The following is a 17,807-nucleotide window of genomic DNA, read 5'->3' on the forward strand; positions in this document are numbered from 1 at the left end:
GTCCTGTAAGCAGGAATACAGAATCAGACCAAAGGCAAGAAGTCCGACAAGGTAACAAACTGGTCGTTTGATTCTTTTTGTTTTCATATTCTTAGATTCTAGTGAATAATTATTTTAGTTGATCTTCGAAAATCCTTCGTAATTCTCTATGCATCTCATAGGTTTCAAAACCGTATACTTTTACTTTTTCGGTAAGCACTTCATTGGCTAGTCGGTTTGCTTTAGAGATACGCTTTTGCTGATAGTATATGAGAGCTAACTTGTATCGTGCTTTCTGTAGGGAGGGGACCATAAAGTGAGCCGTCCAATAAGCAGCCTCAGCCTCTTTTATTTTGTCTGTACGTTGTAGAGCGTCGCCTTTAAGAATATAGGTATGTGTGCTTGGATATAATTGTTCCCAATAAGTAATCTTATCCAGTAAGATACTGTCTCTCTGTAATTTGTAAAGAGTATGACAATAGTATGGCCAAAATATTGTTTCATTCTTCATTGCTGTTTCCAGCAGTGAAAGGTTCGTCATAATTTCTTCCGGTGATTGGTTGGAAGTACGATGGGAAATTTGATATAATTCCCGGTGGCATTGAAACATTTTTATTAGTAGAGATCCCTGTCCTGCTATGGCAAGGAAAATGACTGCTTTCAGAAATATGTATTTGTGAGGAAGTTGTTTAATTACACATTCTCTTTGTCTGTTGGACATTTCTGCCAGTGCTATAGTCATAACAGCCAGAATCGGGAAAGTCTGGTCGGGATAAGAAAATAATCCCCAGGTAAGTCCGGCTATGTATATCGCTTGGGCAGATAAAGATTGTATCTCTCTTTTCTTATATGAGAAAATGCAATATAATATTCCAATATAAAGTAGCAATCCTGCCACTCCATATTCTACTGTCCAGCGCAAAGGTTCATTGTAGACATAATGATTATTATCTGCCAACTGTTTTTCATATATGTTTCCTTCTTTTTTCAGATATTCACCTTGATAATGCATATAGTTGGCAGTAAAGCCATGAGGACCAAAGCCGGTAAAAGGCTTCTCTTTTATCATTTGTGCGGTAACTTTCCAGATCAGTATTCTTCCATCAGCTGAGGCCGGTTTGAACTGATATAGCAAGTACGAAAGTAGCGCAATTGTAATCAAGGTTGATATACCCCATCGAAAAGAGATTGAAAAGCGACTATAAATGGAATAGCTGATGATAGCTAATACTGCTATCCAGGCGGAACGACAGTGAGTAAGCCACAATATGGGCAGAGCTATAATACACGTAAGAAAACTCACTAAATAAGTATATCTATGGATTGCATCTGACTTGAAATGCGATAATACCATTATCGGAGCACTCAGTAACAAGCATAATATTCCGGCATAAATTGTAGGGTTGCCATAAGGACCTGTTATATCAAAATGAGGATGATGGGAGGGAAGTATATGCAGTATCTGCATATAACCGATAATTGACAGGACTAAGGTAGTTATGAGGATGATAGTATATAAGAGAGTGCCATTTAATCCTCCTGTCTGACGTATGCTCCAATATAGTATGATCAGAGCAAAACGGGCTAACCCGAAAAGGTTAGAGGTAGGAGGATAAAAGTATATGTTCCCCACCGCTATTAAAATAACTAATAAGTCTATAATAGTTAGTCGGTGAATGAATTGTTTAGTGGGATAGAAAGCTGCAATACCTATTACTGTCGCTAGGAATGTACAGGTAAACAAGAATGATTGATGAGGAACATCAGGTATTTCTTTTATCGGATTGAATAATAAGCCTAATAAAAGGAATCCGATAAGTAAGGATACTATATTTTTTCTGGTTATTGCCATCTTTGTTTTTAGGCTTGATTTTCATTATAGTATATCAAATACTTCCTAATAATGGAATTGGTGTCAATAAAGCGAAAAGAGGAGATTATATAAACCTCCTCTTTTCTTTAGAAGTTCCTAAAAACCTTGGCTCTTACCTTAAAACCTATTTATCTAACTTGGTTATTTTCACCCAGTCAATTTCCATGATGGCAGGTAAGTTGGCATCATCGATAGGGCCTGCCCATGAGCCCTCTCTGTCTCCTCCCAATCCCATGTTCAGGATGAGGTAGAATGAAGAGTCTTTCGTAAACGGCCATTGCTTCATTTCCGCTTCATTCTCTAGTTTCAGGTTCGAATAAGAGAAAGTTTCCTGACCATTGACGAAGAAAGTCAGCTTGTCTTCGCTCCATTCTAAAGCGTAGATGTTCCAGTCTTGATAATTGCAAGTTACTTGTGCGGTGTTGGACGGATCTTTGATGTTCAAATCATACGTGTAGTGAGTATGTATCGTATGATGGATTACGGATTCTTGTTTTACATGTTCCATGATATCGATTTCTCCGCAATTCGGCCATCCGTCATAGATATACTTCTTCGGCATCATCCAGATAGCAGGGAATGCGCCGTTGGGGTAACTGGTGATTTTTGCTTTTACTTCCACCCGTCCGAAGGTGAAGTCAAACTTGCCTTGTGTCTCGATACCTCCGGCTTTGTATTCGTCGCCAATTTTTTCAGCTTTGAGTATCAGTCTGCCGTCTTTTACGTAAGCCTGGTCATAGCTTTCGGACATTTCGTCGTTCCAGTCGGAACCTGCTTTCTGGCAGAGTACCCATTTGGTCGGGTCCGGATTGCCGTCCACATCGAACTCGTCCATGAAGAGAACGTCCTTCATGGTGTCGTCAAACTTGGTCAGTACAATAGTATAGGTCGTTGTCTGATTGTCTTCGGTGGTGACGGTCACTGTCTGCTCTTTTTTCCAGTTGTGTACAAATGTTGCCGGGTCCGGTGAGATGGTGGCTCCGTCGCTCATTAGCGTATAGTCTACGCCGGTGATGGTATTGGCATCCTCGATCGTACCGATTTCCACTCTGTGGGTTGTCTGGTCTATCTTCCCATGATAATAGGAAGTCGTATTCGCTGACACATTATTTATTGCTACGGCAAAAGCGGTGAGCGGATATTTTTTTTCCGGAGTGATGTAATTGGTCTCATCATCCGAACAGGCAGCAGTGGAAAATCCGATGATTGCCATGTTCAGTATAAGTAATATTTTTCTTTTCATCATACTCTTTTTCTTTTTATTGATTTTTGAGTTTGTTAGAAGCGATTGCCTGATTGGGGGAGTTCAGGCAATCACTATCTTTAGAGAATTAGTCTCCCCATACTAGTGGAGCGATGTATTCCCATTTAGTCAGTGTGGCACTGCCGCCGGAAATTGTCATCGAGAAATTACCCCCATCTTTGGTATCCGAGAATGGTACTTTGTAAGTATCACTTGTACCGTTAGCGTCTATCACACCGTCGCTGGTTGCTTTTCCTATGACTGTACCGTTGAGAATCCATTCCGAGTAAATCCATGATTGTGTTGGATCATTGGCATCTATAGCTTCGCGTATCTCGAATGATAATACGTTTGGCTTGCTGGTATCAACATCACGGCCGCTGTTCTCATTGTATACGTCACCGTTCCACGGTCTTGTACTTAATTGAGTCCGTTTGCTCAGAATATGGAAGCGAAGTTCTACGTCTCCTCCATCAAATGCTTTTCCGCTCCAAGAGAAGAAAGTAGTCAGACTGGCGTCGCCAAGCGGTTCCCAATAGAAGCTGTAATGACCCGGCATTAAACCACCCGGTCCGTAGTAAGCACCACTGATGGATCTGTTTACTTCAGTAACCACAGGTCTTTGTGGATTCGCTTGTTTGATCTTGATTGTCTTCATAAGCGGAGTAGCGCCTTCGGCAGCTTTGGTGCTCAGTACGATAATTCCAGTACGGACAGAAGAGCCTTCGTGTGCGTCTACGTTAATTACGATATCGGCAGAACCGTTGAATGAGGTCTTTTCAAAGTGATACCAGGTATCATCTGCTTCGTTTTCTTTGGATACTTCCCATTCTGCATTCGATTCTACGTGGATGGTGAGTTGCTGAGCCTGTTCATACATAGCAAACCACTTGCCGTTTTCCGGTGTATCCGGTGTCAGCAATACACCGTCTTGTATGCATTGTACTTCTCTGGCTATTTTTCCGTGCCGGTCATAGATGGTTACAATACCGGTACGTTGTTCGCCTGTGTTCGGTGAAGCGGTGACAGTGATTTCTCCGTTCATTTCGCCCGATGCTCCGGATTGGATGGAGAGCCAAACATCACCGTCTGTTACTTTAGCAGTCCATTTCTGATTGCTGAGTACGCTGAATGTTTCGCTGTTTCCTTCCTGGTCGATCATATCCACACCTTCTACATTCAGATAAGCAGTACCTTTCTGGGTCAGAACGAATCTTTTTCCGGTCCAGTAGTCACTTTTAATGTTGAGCGTGTCTATACGGTCGTCCAATTCAGTGTTTTCTTTGCAGATAACAGTTACGGTGTAGGTTTCACCTGCCTCACCCGTACTGGGTGAGATGGTGTACCAATCATATTTTCCGAATACTTCCCACGGGTCAGTTGACTTGACCTGGAAGGAGACTGGTTCCGGATTTTTCGCTTCAACCAGATAGGAGTCTTCTACTCTATAGCGCAGGTCTACCCATTTCTCTGCTTCACTGTCATCGCAACTCTGCAATAAAGAGAATGCAGGTAGCAATGTGGCGAGAGAAATGCCTGTAATTATTGATTTTCTGATATTTAATCTCATACTCTTGAATTTTAGGGTTCGGTTATTATTCTACTGGTTCCCATGTGATAGACTTCACGGTGAAATTGGAAGCTTTATTTGTGGTATGCATTCTGAAGTATACAGGTGCTCCCGGTTCGGTTGCATAAGGATCGGTTATGTTATTATCTAATACGGCAACCTCAACACCATCAATAATCAGTTTAAGAACTAATGCGTTCGAACCTTCTTCTTTGTTGACAACAAGGAATTCGATCTTCTTCACTACATTCGTTTGTTCCGATGTCCAGGTAAATGTTTTCTGAGTCCAGTTTAAGCCTGAACCTCCACAAGTAAAGTTACTTTCTTTATTTGCGTAGAAATGCAAATGGAAGTTTGTATTTCCTGAGTTGGGCCACATATTAAACTCAATCCAATCTTCTCCGGTTAAATTGATAGATTCGAAATCGAATGCGAGACGTCCTTTTTTGAATAAATAGTTAGTGACTATTCCACTGCCATAGAGTGTCATGTAACCGGTTTCCTCATCCACAACATAGTTATCTGCTCCTCCTTCTTTCCAGAAAGCAGTACCCTGGCTGATGTCGAACGTAATGCCGTCAAATCCGTCGATGACTTCTTTGGTCTTCATAATGATGTGGCCGACACGGTTTACCATCAGATTATTAGTCGTTGTTGTCGTTACTTTCAACTCTGTTTCACTCAGTGCCTCAGCTTTCAGCCAACTCTGATATTCCTTAGGAACTTCAACTTTCCATTCTTTGTTTGCGCGAATCAGTACAGTCTTTTCCATACCACTGCCTGTTCCGGGCATGCTGATTGTTGTACTTTCGGGATCTTCTTCCAGTTCAATGATCACTCCATTTTGAGTAATGGTAAAGGTGTATTCTTCAAACTCAGTTTTTACAGTCAGCGTGCCTGCTCTCTTGGCGCCTGCATTGGCAGGCAGCGTCACAGTTACGGTTTCTGCTATGGCATCTTCATTACCTGTACCGGATGTTTTGTCGATATTGGAAAGGAAAGCGGTGGAAGGAATGATTTCCCAAGCTTTGTTGGAAGCAATGGTAAAGGTGATGCTGCCGCCTTCTGTCGGTACCAGTTCATCGTAAGGAACCACCACCAGGTCTTCTTTCGAAGCCTGCTCGATAGTAACTACCTTGGTGCCTTCAACGCCTTCTGCCTTGATAGTCAGTTTGGCTGTACGTGCTTTCTTTCCTGTATTGTTTTCCATTGTCACCACAATCTCCGACACCAGTGAGCTGGCTGCACTCATCGAAGGAGTCGGCTTGCACCACTGCTGGTCGCTTTCGATCGTCCAGGGAGTGTTGGAGCTGATATTGAACACTACATTGCTCGGAGAAGTTGCCAAAGCAGTGTAAGACTCCAGAGCATCTATCTGGATATTGAGAGGGCCTTCCGGCTGTGAGTCGATGTCAAACTCCTGGCATGCTACAAAACTGAATGTGCACAGTGCAAGAATCAGTTGCATTAACGTGTTGCTATATAACTTTTTCATATATCTTTTAAATATTAGATTAGACAATTAATTACCATCCTGTGTTTTGAGGATTTAAGTTTGTATTCTTGTATAGTTCGCTTTGAGGGATCGGATACAGATACATGCAATCTCTCCAGTTACGGGTTTCGTAAAGGTTCTTGTAGAAGTTGAACGTACCGTCCGCCTGCTTCTCGATCTTTACTCCATATAGTTCCCGCTGGGTAGTATCGGCAATCTTCCATCTCCGTACATCCCAGAAACGATGATCTTCGAAAGCAAACTCTACACGCCATTCATTGTACAGGCGTTCCATGAATTCATCTTTTCCCATGGAAGGAATCAACGGCATATCGGCATTCTTTCTCACTTCATTGATAGCCCACAGAGCAGAATACTTATAAGTCTCATCTGTGTAGTTGACATCATTGAAAGCGTTGACCATAGATTCCGCATACGTTAGTAATGTTTCCGCATAGCGGTAAATCACCCAATGATGCTTGCTGACAGCTTCTTTACCCGGTTCGAAGCTGGTAGCTTCCTGAATGTACTTGCGCAGGAAGTATCCTGTCGGTGAACCGCCTTGTGATACGATTCCGTCGTCGGCGCCACCTTTGAAGGTTTCAATGGTGTAGTCTTTAAACGACATTCCGTTGGCAAGAATAGCGCGGTAGAAACGTTTGTCACGATTCTCATAAGGTGATTGCGGGTCAAATGCAGGGTCTTCGCAAACCCATCCTGTGTTTTCTAGGGTTACTTTGTAACCGTTGACTGTCTCGAATGCGTCCACAAGGTTTTGTGATGGGTAATTGCTGTATGGGATAAGACTGGAAGTGCGTGTTCCCGCAGTCATGCGAAGCGGGAGATTAAACATTTCGAAGTCCGAATTATCACCATTGATCCTCATCAGTACAACTTCTTTTGAGTCGAGGTTGTTGGCACTCTCCTGGGGGTCGAGAGAGTAAAGCCCTGTGTTGATAATATCTATTGCTGCTTTGGCAGACTTTTTCCACAATTCGGTATCCATAGAAGGATTGTGTAGCTTACTGGCAGCATATAGCAGTGCTTTTGACTTTACTGCCATTGCAAAGCCTTTGGTCACTCTGCCGATTTCTGCTCCCGGTTCGTTTACATAGCTGTCCGGCAAGTTATTGGCAGCGTCGTCGCATTCACTGACAATGAAGCTGATTACTTCGCTGAATGGTGTCTTGCCGATTGTATTGGCTTCCTCTTCAGTCAGTACTTCCAATGGCATGGCGATGTCACCGTAGCGGCGTGCCAGTTCAAAGAAGTAGTGTGCCCGCAGCACTCTGGCTTCATAAGGGAAATATTTCAGCTGCTTCATCCAGTTTGTATATTGTCCGTCGTGCTCGTAGCGTGTGAAGTCCACTTGGGCAATCTCTGCTATAAAACTGTTGGCAGCACGTATACCACGATACAGGGTCCATGAATCGTCATAAGTTTTAATAGGCGACCAGTTACCGTTATTGGTATTCTGGATATTATCTGCATAGGCTCCGAATTCGCCGTCATCACTGGCACAGTCGCGCATGGAATATATGTCTTCGGTGAAAATTCCGCCGGAGGTCGCAAACAGTCGGTAGCCTTGTGGCATGTATGAGTATACGTGGGTAAGCATTGATTTGCTTGTACCGAAATACTTGTACATGTCTTCTTTTGTCTTCAGGTTGTTCGTTTCATCAAAGTCAAGGTAGTTGCACGAAGCAAAGACCAACGAAGACAAAATGGTTAAGAGTATGTATTTGGTTCTCATAATGTTCATTTGTTACTTTGCATTAAAAATTAAGTTTGATACCTGCCCAATAACTTCTTGTCGACGGATAAGCGATGCCAAGTTGTTCCGGGTCGGCAAAATGGAGATTGTCTAATGAGAACAGATTGGTGCCTTGTACGAATACTTTCAGGTCGGCAAAGCGAGTCTGCGATTTCGGGAAAGTGTAAGCTACCAATAGGTTACGAAGTTTCAGGAATGAACCGTCACGGTACCACAGTGAGCTGGCACGATAGTTATTCAAGTTTTCTTGAGTAGTCAGTCTCGGCATGGTTGCATTGGTCTTATTCTCCGGTGTCCAGCTTATTTCTTCATTCAGGAATGTATTTGAAATGTTGCCATTGCTTACAAGTGGACTATAAAGCGGACTGTTGAGCAATGAAACAGTGACTCCGGTCATTCCCTGGAAATCAGCGGAAAGCTCCACTCTCTTGTATGAGAAGTTCAGATTGAATCCGAAATAGAAGCGTGGAACAGATGAACCGAACATTTTCACAACGTCTTTCTCGTCGATGCGGTTGTCACCGTTCTGATCTTTGTATTTCACGTCACCGGGAGCTACGTCCGAGAAGGTTTGTTGCGGACTGTTGTTGATTTCCTGCTGGCTGTTGAAGAAGCCGATAGCTTCCAGACCGTACATCTGTCCGATACGGTTGCCCTTGGTATACAAGTAGTCGTACTCCTGATATGCCTGGTTTACATTGACTACCTCTGTATTCAGATATGACATGCTGGCACCAATACCATAATGGAAATCACCGATCTTATCATTCCAACTCAAAGAAGCATCCAGTCCTTTGTATTTATAGATTCCTTCGTTCACCTGACCTACTGTGATACCGATAATACCGGAAGTAGAATTGGCACCTGACACAAGTATATCCGAACGTTTTTCGTAGAAACCTTCTACTGTTGCATTCAAACGATTATCAAAAGCAGCGAGATCAAATCCGAAAGTCGCTTTCTGTGATTTTTCCGCTACCAGGCCGATAACCGGCAGATCGCCTTCGCTGCCACCGGACTGTCCTCCGGCATTCACTCCGAAGTTATAACCGGCACCGCCGCTGCCATAAGACTGACGCCATAGTTCGTGGCTCAGATTGCCGTCCCATCCGGACAGACCGTAAGAGGCGCGAATCTTAAAGAGATTGATCGGTGTCACCTTTTCCATAAACGCTTCGTTGGAGACGATCCATGCAGCAGAAACGGCAGGATAGTTCGAGTATTTGTCTCCGTCGGGCAGGTAAGCTGATCCCGAACGGTTGAATACGGCATTGAGGCTGTAACGGTTGTCGTAAGTATATGTGGCGTTCACCAGCACAGACTGATTCTTCTGAGAGTTGTTTCTGCCGTTTTTGACTACAGACTGCATATCATAAATCAATGCTCCTCCCACCTGATGTTTGCCAAAAGTGCGGTTATAATCCACCTTTGCCTGGAAATCGCTGCGTAGCATCAGTCTTTCGAAAGGCTGTGTATGCCCCAGTGTTTCGGAGTCTGTACCATAAATGGCAGGAGTTGTCACCAGTGTACCATCGCTGGTGATACTTGCATTGCTGTTCATGTAACGATACTCTTTATTGGTGGTTTCATTCATTCCTCCGATATTATCGAAAGAGACGGATGCTTCGGCTGCCAGTCCTTTGGTCAACGCACTTAAATCCTGACGGATGCTCAGGTCGGCGAGTAGTGTTCCGTATACGTTACGGATGTGTCCATAGTCTTTCAACAGAGCTACCGGATTACCGGTTCCGTACACAGAGCTACCTCCATAAATGCCATTCTCATAACGAATGGGGAATGCAGCAGATGGAATGCCATAGATTTTATTGAAAATAGTGTTGCGTCCATAGCGGGTACCTCTGAGTTCTTTCAGTCTGCCCACAATACCGGCTTTCAGCAATGTGCTTTCCGTCACTTTTACGTCCAGATTGGTACGCACAGTCAGACGTGTGTCTGTAGGTGTAGTGTCGAAACGTGTATCTTCCGTGTTTTTTTTCAACATGGAGCGATCCCGGTAATAGTCTACTACCGTGTAAAAACGGAACTTGTCACTACCTCCGCTGAAAGACATTTTCAGGTTGTGGGTCAATCCTGTGTTGTTCAGCGTTTCATTCCACCAGTCTACATTCGGATAATCATACGGATAGATTCCTGTCCGGAAAGCATCCAGTTCCTGTGCATTGTAGCGTGCAGGCAGACCGTCTCCGCTTAATGCGGTGTTAAGAGCGTTCGCATACGTATAGGCATCTGCGAAGTCCGGAGAACGGAATTGGGTATTGACACCGAAATTATAGTCCACATTTACCTTCAGACCATTGCTTATTCCGCGTTTAGTCGTGATCAGTACTACTCCATTCGCACCACGCATACCGTAGAGAGCAGCGGCTGCCGCATCTTTCAGAACGTAGCATGATTCGATTTCCATCGAAGTGATGTCGCTGATATCACGTGGGAAACCATCAATTAATACTAGCGGGGCATTTCCGTGTATAGAGAGGGTGGATACGTTATCGGCTGACGAGCCTGTACCCTGATATACATTCAGACCTGCCACTTTTCCATACAAAGCTTTGCTGATATCTATGTACGGGGATTTTTCGAATGCGGAAGCATTGACTCCGTTGATAGAGTAACTGCTGGTCCGGGAAGATACGTTCATCTGGTAGCCGATGCTCAGTGTATCTGCCAGCTGCATTTCCGAAGCAGCTTTCGATGTCTGTGCATTCAGGGATACCGAACCTCCCAGGAGCAGAGTGATTAATATATAATTTATTTTATTCATTGTTCAAACGATATTAGTTAACGTGTCATTTACCAGCCCGGGTTTTGGGTCATTCCATATTGCTTGTTGATTTCCTCCTGAGGAATCGGAGCCAGATACCACTTGGTATCCCAGTTGGTAGCCCAGTAATGGTCTCCCAGTTCGATCTTCTCGAAGGTGAACTCAGTCGGATTGTTCAAGTCGTTACCTCTGCTTCTGAGTCCGTACAACTTCTTCTTGAAGTCGCTCTGACGGTCTCTGCGAACGAGGTCGAACCAGCGTACTTCTTCAAATCCTAATTCGAGTGCTCTTTCTCTCAGTACGGCTTCGAGGAACTGATCGTGATTCATTGTCTTGGAAAGTTCCGGCAGACCTACTCTCTTTCGTACGTCGTTTACCATTTTGTAAGCCTCGTCGGTAGGGCGTCCGTTGACTTCGTTGAGTACTTCCGCATATCCCAGCATGATTTCCGCCAGACGGGTGTGTGACCATTGTACCGGACCTTCGCGATCGTTGTTTTCCTGTAAGATGTACTTCATGATCAGGAATCCGCTACCGTCTTTGTAGTCGGCATGGTTGATATAAACAGGAGCTGTTGTTCCGTTGCAGTAGGTGTCTCCAGGACAAGCTACATTTTCATACAGACGTGGGTCGCGGGTGGGCACCATTTCGCCTTTTGTAAAGAACGGTTGCTTGGAGGGTGACTTCCAGTCGAAATTTGCCGGAAAATCAGTTCCGTCTTCCCACGGAAACATATCTACATAGTTCAATGTAGGGCCGCTGTAATAACGTTGGCCGATAAAGCTGCTGTGAACATCGGAGCCATATCCTTGACGGGTAGAGATTAATATTTCTGTTCCGCCGCGGTTGTAGTAGGCCTGACGATAGGCCAGACGTCTTGCCCGGTGCGTCTCTTCCGTAGGTTGAATCAGTTCGTATTCACCCCGTCTCTGTACTTCCGTGAAAAAGGCTGCGCCTGCTTCTGCGGCATCTTTCCATCGTTGGTCGCTGTAATTTCCGTAGCAGGTATATTCGTCTGCCTCCGGATGCCATTTGGTGTTTGAGTTGAAAGTCGGACTGGCTGCCCATTGCAAGACCTTGAACTTTAATGCCATCGCTCCTGCCAGTGTCATACGTCCGTCATCAGCTTTCTCGGCTTTCCAGGCCAGATTGGAGTTGATGGCTTCGTTGAGCAATCCTACGATCTTCTCTACCGTTTCGGCAAAAGTGATACGGGGGAAATTCATTGTCTCGTTTACGTCTACATAGTGGTCCAGCCATGTCACACCGCCTACATATCTCAGCATTTCGAAATAGCAGAGGGAGATCAAAACTTTGGCTTCCGCGATCCGTTCACTTTTCTCGCTGGCTGTCATGTCGGGCACTTTCTCTACGTTCTCGATATATAACCAAGCGTAACGGATGGTGGTCCAGTCAGACTTGCTTCCATAACGGTAAGCAGAATTCTTTGGGACGTTGTTGGCACTGAGTGCTCCGTTGTAATAGAGCTTGACAGGCCCATCACTGATATTGTCACGGAAACTGTAACATAAGTCTGTGATTGATTCAAGTATGTTCACACCCAATTTGTAGTCAGAGCCGGTCGGTAGCCCATAAGGTAATCCGGTATATGCTTTGGTCAGCACCTTTTCGGCATTTATTTTCGAAGAGAACATTTCTTCGGTAGTCGCTCCGGAACTCTCAGGCTGGTCGCCCAGAAATTTATCTCCGAAGCTGATTTCAGAACAGGAGGAGGCTATCAGTACGCAACCTAATGCTATTCCGAGTCCTTTTATTATTCTATTCATACAGTCGTTTTTTAGAAGTTAAGATTTAAACCGAAGCTATATACTTTGATCAGCGGATAATCTCCGAATCGGTTAGGATCACTTTCCGGATCAAGATATTTAAGCGGTGAGAAGGTCAGCAGGTTGTAGCCGCTGAAGTTTAATCCGAGTGAGCTGAGGCCCAGTTTCTTTAGGAATTTCTTTCCGGTGATGGTATAACCGAAGCTCAGGCTTTTCAAACGGAGATAGGAAGCATCCACTAGCCAAAGAGTAGAGGGCTCGGAGTTCCAGCTTTCCGATTCTTCCGACGGACGTGGATAAACAGCTCCCAGTTGGTTTTCCGGGGTCCAGCAACCATCGTAGAAGTAAGTCAGCAAACCACGCTTTCCGGCATTCGTATAAGGGATGCGGTATTCGATGTCATACATTCTGTTAACGTTCTTGGAACCTACCCATTGCATGGTGAAGTTGAATCCTTTCCAGTCGAATCCCATGTTCATACCGAAAACGTATTCCGGACGGGTAGCATAACCTGCTACGCTCTTGTCATTACCGTCCACGATGTGGTCTCCATTGAGGTCGGCGTACATGGCGTCACCCGGATATACCTTCTGATAAGGCTGAGGCAGTTCCGGCTTTAAGGTCAGTTCGCCGTCAGCTCCGGTGATGAAGTCGCTGTACTGATAGAGACGGATGTAGTTGTATACTCCGGTCTGGCGTCCGGTAGAGCCACCGGTCTGGTTCATATAAGAGAATTGCTTGGGCACTTCGTCCATATAGAGGATTTTGTTGCGTGCGAAAGAGACGTTGGCATCCACATAATAATTGAAGTCTTTTCCGATTTTATCGCGCCAGCCGAGAGAAACTTCGTAACCGTGGTTGTCTACCTTACCAATGTTCAGGTTAGGCAGTGCAGTTGCGATGATGCTTGGAGTCGATTCCGGAGAGATCAGAATACCTGTGCGGTGTTCGATAAAGTAGTCGAAGGTAGCGGACAGGCGGCTGTTGAAGAATTTAAGATCGATACCGTAGTTCTGCTTGTCGACTGTTTCCCAGGTTACTGCCGGGTTACCCATACGTGAGATGGCTGCTGCCGATTGGGAAATCGGATTGTCCACACCGAAGCTGTAACTGCCCGATGATCCCCATACGGCAGGCATGTACATAAAGCGTGAGTCCACTCCCTTGTCGTTACCGACACGTCCCCAGGATGCTCTGAGTTTCAGGTAGTCTACGATTTTCTGGTTTTCCATAAACTTCTCGGCAGTTGCGATCCATCCGGCAGAGAAGGAAGGGAATACACCGAAACGTGTGCTGCCCGGAGCAAAGTTTTCCGAACCGTTGTAGCCGACGTTTACGTCGAGCAGATATTTACTTTGATAGGCATAAGTAGCACGTCCTACCAGTCCTACGTAGTTACGGGGCAGATAAGTGTAGCTGTCCGGATAATAGTTACGCGACTGATTGTAAAGGAACAGACCGGATATTCTGTGGTCGCCGAATGTACGGTCATAGTTGATACGTCCTTCCAGATACCAGTTCTGTCCGCGTCCGCTGCTTTCCGAGTAAGTGAGCGGAGTATCGCTGCCGCTGGGTACATAGATAAGTGATTTATCGTAGTCGGGATCGGTCTGTGACATCGTACCGTTGGTGTCAAAGTATGATTTATAGTACACGGTCTGCGCTTCGATGGCGCCTCCCGTACGTACTTTTTCCAGTTTGAATTTATTGTCATAAGCACCTTTCACGGAAACGCTCAGTCCCGGAGTGATAAAGTCCAGTTTCTGTGTGATGTCCAAATCCAGATTCAATGTCGTGTCATACGTTTGATTGTAACCTTGTCCGTAGAATACGAACATACCGTCACGCATCACTTCTCCCAGCGGAACCATATCTTTAGGAATCAGTGTACGTACTCCGTTGATAAATCCCGGTCCGGCAAACGGATGTGACCAGATCTGTGCGATTACCCAAGGATTCTGGTCTTCTCCTGTACCCGAAACGACGCTGCGCGGTTCCTGTATCTTACCTAAAACACCACCGACACCGAGTTTCATCGAAGTGGTCTTGGTCAGATTGGCATCGATATTGGCGCGGTAGTTATAGCGGTTGTAACGATAGTTATTGTCGTACATTTGTCCGGGAAGTTCTTTCAGAAGTCCGTTCTGATAAGTATAACCTACTGAGATGAAGTATCGTACATTATCGCTACCGCCGGAGATATTTAGGTTGTTCTGGCTTTGAAGATAGATATTATTAAAAATATACTTCTTCCAGTCCATACTGGGATACATGATGGGGTCTGAGCCGGTGCGATAGGCTTCTACCTGTTCCGGAGTGAAGTATAACTTAGGATTCGTAACGTGGTCCATCTCCTGCTTCATATTCCAGAAGCGTGCGAACTCGTAACTTCCGGTCTGCTCTACCAGTGAGATGGGCTGTTGCAGACCCAGTTTGGTGCTGGCGGAAATCTGCGTTTTGCCTGCTTTACCTCTTCGGGTGGTGATCAATACAACGCCATTAGCACCTCTTACTCCGAATACAGCGGTGGAAGAGGCGTCTTTCAATACTGAAATACTTTCGATTTCGTTCGGGTCGATTTGTGAAAACTCACGTTCTATTCCGTCTACTAAAACCAAGGGCTTGGATTGTGAATCATTTAATGAACCGACGCCACGTACGTAGATGGCAGCAGCATCTTTACCAGGCTGTCCGGTAGTCTGTACGGAAGATACACCCGGCAATGCTCCTGCGAGGAGGTTCGTGATACTTGTTGCCGGAGATTTGATCAACTCTTTGTTGTCAATGGAGGAGACGGCACTGGTAAGCATGCGCTTGTCCTGATTACCGTAGGCGATAGCTACAACTTCCACTTCACCGAGGTTCTGTGCATCTTCTTTTAAGGAAACATTGATGATTGTTCTGTCTCCGACCACAATCTCTTGGGTTACATACCCGATAAAGGAAATGTTCAATACGGATTTTTTGCTTGGGGCGACGATCGTAAAGTTACCGTCAAAGTCTGTGATTGTCCCAATACTCGTGCCTTTCACAGTCACATTAGCTCCGGGAACGCCTTCTTTGAGTGTTTCATCCGTTACTCTACCCTTAATTGTGATACCTTCCGGGGGCAAGGCATACATCAACGGTATGAATAAAAGAAACGTAACAAGAAAGCAGAATCTTAAATTGAGCGCGTTTCTCATACTGTTTAATTTGATAGGTTAATAATATATTTAGTTTATAGTTAGGTCAACCGGATTGGGGGTGACTTTTATTCTCTTTATTCTCTCTTCAGTTTCTAAATATATCCTTTGCTTATGTGCAATAAGGTTAACTTCATTTATCTTTTAATGATGATGCAAAATTAGGGACGATGTGAAAAATGGACGTGCAATATTCACCAAATTAGGTGCACAAATAGCTAGAAACACTATCTGTAACAAATGGGTAGACCTTGATACAAAATTATAGACGGAATGGAAAAGGAGGATTTGTAAGGAACAATGAAAAAGCCCATCCTGTTATGTTGCACATAGGCAATAACAGGATGGGCATCTGATTGGTTCTTCTCTTTGGAGAATATGTCTTGTCTAGAAGCTGAAACTTAATCCTCCCAGAAAGTTAAGACCTTCTGTAGGATAGCCCAGATAATACTGGTATTTCTTATTGAGGATATTATTAATCCGGGCATACACGGATACTCCTTTGAACACATTATAGCTGGCTCCGGCATGCAGGTCGCTGACTGCTGCGGCTTTAATGCCTTCTACCTTTGTGCGTCCGATATAATCGTAACCGAGATTGATATTCAGTTCTGTGATCGGGCGGAAGTCTGCGCTGAAATTAATTTCGCAGGCAGGCTTCATATACAGGCTGTATTTTTCTTTCGCATCCCAGTTGCGGTAAGTTCCAGCAGCGGACAATGCAATGAGGTCTTTATATTCATAGCTGATCTTCATACCGGCGTAGAAGTTGTTGGCATTGCTGAATTCCAGATTCAGATATTGATGTGCTGTGACCGGAGAGGAGGAATTCCCTTCCTGACCATCACCGGCGAGTGAGGGATCATAGTTGACAAATGTTTCTTCCTGCACCTCAAAGAAATCGTCTTTCAAATCCTGATAACCGCCATACAGATTGATCCATAATCCGGGATAAGGACTCGCTTTAAATCCTATCGCTGCATTCAGCTGTTCGTATGTATCAAGAATAGGGGCTGCCGGCAAGGCATAAGGACAGATCGTTTCCAGTCTGCGGAAATCGTTGACCAGCTTGCCTCCGGTAGCTTGCGCATAGAGTACGTAGCTGTCGGAAAAGATATACTGTGCTGTTATATCCGGAGACACGCGGAATGATTTACCGCTGCCGAATGAGAGATCCACATTGGCTCCTGCACGCAGATTCCAGCTGTCGCTGCTGAGTTTATAATACGGATTCAGTGCCAGAGCGGTACGGTTCTCGTATACCTGGAGGTCGTCAGCAAGTTTCAGGTCTTTATTGTAGATGAGATTACGCATGTCCAATCCGATGTTGATGCTCTGTTCGTCGCTGATAGCACCGCTGATCAATCCTTTGGTATGCACTTGTGTTTCTCCGACTTTGTCATTGAAAAAGAAAGTGTTATTGTTCTGACGGTTGTACATCATCAGGTTGGTTTCCGCCTCGAACTGTATGGGATAATTTTCATCTGTCGATTTTACTCCCAGATGGAAGTCTCCTGAAGTAAACTTCTGCTTGCCGGGTTGAACCGGAGAAAGGTTGAAATTGCTGAGCCCGAAATTAGCAGCGATGTTGAAATCTACCTTGTTGAACTGGTGGATATAATCGATATTCGCGCGGGTACGGTAATAATAAGCATTCCATTTCGTGTCTGCTTCCGGCATAGTCAGTTTGCCATCCATTCCGTCCATCTGAAAGCGGACGTTCAGCTTGTCCCTGCCCGACAGACGGAACAGGTAATTGGCAAGGAGATCCAGATTACCGTAGTTTCCATATCCAGCGCGTATATATCCGGGCTTGCTGCCGGGCTGCACTTCCGTTCCTACATAGGGACGCATCAGGTCGGCAGGAATAGAGGTAGCCGGGAAGAAAGTAGTGGCATATTCCACTTCTTTTTTGCTGACGGTAGGTTCTTCCACTTTGGGCAGCACATTCACTTTGGAAGCATCCAAAATGTCCGGATTATATTCCTGTTCTACGACGACCGTGCGGTTCATGGTCGTATCTTTCGGCTGAGTATTCTGTGCCTGAAGGTTGGACTGCATCAGAAATGCCAGTGTAAATCCTCCTGCTATATAAAGAGTTCGTTTCATACTTTTCAAT

9 protein-coding genes are annotated in these 17,807 nt (G+C 44.9%); all 9 read right to left on the reverse strand.

The annotated features are described in order from the left end of the window. Positions 1 to 109: 109 nt before the first annotated feature. The 9 genes from HMPREF2794_RS07995 to HMPREF2794_RS08035 all read right to left on the reverse strand — a co-directional run bounded on the left by HMPREF2794_RS07995 (position 110) and on the right by HMPREF2794_RS08035 (position 17,797). Positions 110 to 1,831, reverse strand: a complete 1,722-nt coding sequence (locus HMPREF2794_RS07995; protein WP_070751303.1) for an O-antigen ligase family protein — start codon at positions 1,829 to 1,831, stop codon at positions 110 to 112. 145 nt (positions 1,832 to 1,976) lie between these two features. Then, on the reverse strand, positions 1,977 to 3,098 hold the full coding sequence (locus HMPREF2794_RS08000) for a DUF4971 domain-containing protein (RefSeq protein WP_010535649.1): 1,122 nt from the start codon (positions 3,096 to 3,098) through the stop codon (positions 1,977 to 1,979). 85 nt (positions 3,099 to 3,183) lie between these two features. Then, positions 3,184 to 4,665, reverse strand: coding sequence for a BACON domain-containing protein (locus HMPREF2794_RS08005; protein WP_010535648.1), 1,482 nt, complete (start codon positions 4,663 to 4,665; stop codon positions 3,184 to 3,186). Between the two features lie 25 nt (positions 4,666 to 4,690). Beyond that, positions 4,691 to 6,160, reverse strand: coding sequence for a BACON domain-containing protein (locus HMPREF2794_RS08010; RefSeq protein WP_029425074.1), 1,470 nt, complete (start codon positions 6,158 to 6,160; stop codon positions 4,691 to 4,693). Between the two features lie 31 nt (positions 6,161 to 6,191). After that, on the reverse strand, positions 6,192 to 7,913 hold the full coding sequence (locus tag HMPREF2794_RS08015; RefSeq protein ID WP_029425073.1) for a RagB/SusD family nutrient uptake outer membrane protein: 1,722 nt from the start codon (positions 7,911 to 7,913) through the stop codon (positions 6,192 to 6,194). Positions 7,914 to 7,935: 22 nt separating this feature from the next. Continuing rightward, a complete protein-coding gene (locus HMPREF2794_RS08020) occupies positions 7,936 to 10,716 on the reverse strand; it encodes a SusC/RagA family TonB-linked outer membrane protein (protein WP_010535645.1) in 2,781 nt (926 codons plus the stop codon). 29 nt (positions 10,717 to 10,745) lie between these two features. Continuing rightward, on the reverse strand, positions 10,746 to 12,503 hold the full coding sequence (locus tag HMPREF2794_RS08025) for a RagB/SusD family nutrient uptake outer membrane protein (RefSeq protein WP_010535644.1): 1,758 nt from the start codon (positions 12,501 to 12,503) through the stop codon (positions 10,746 to 10,748). An 11-nt stretch (positions 12,504 to 12,514) separates the two neighbouring features. Further along, the gene (locus HMPREF2794_RS08030; protein WP_070751304.1) at positions 12,515 to 15,688 is read right to left on the reverse strand and encodes a SusC/RagA family TonB-linked outer membrane protein; all 3,174 of its coding nucleotides are present in this window, start codon (positions 15,686 to 15,688) and stop codon (positions 12,515 to 12,517) included. A 387-nt stretch (positions 15,689 to 16,075) separates the two neighbouring features. Next, entirely contained in the window at positions 16,076 to 17,797 is a 1,722-nt protein-coding gene (locus tag HMPREF2794_RS08035) for a TonB-dependent receptor (protein ID WP_022301066.1), read from the reverse strand. Positions 17,798 to 17,807: the final 10 nt, after the last annotated feature.

The sequence above is a fragment of the Bacteroides sp. HMSC067B03 genome (assembly GCF_001811315.1).
In the GTDB taxonomy this organism is placed as follows: Bacteria; Bacteroidota; Bacteroidia; order Bacteroidales; family Bacteroidaceae; genus Bacteroides; species Bacteroides faecis.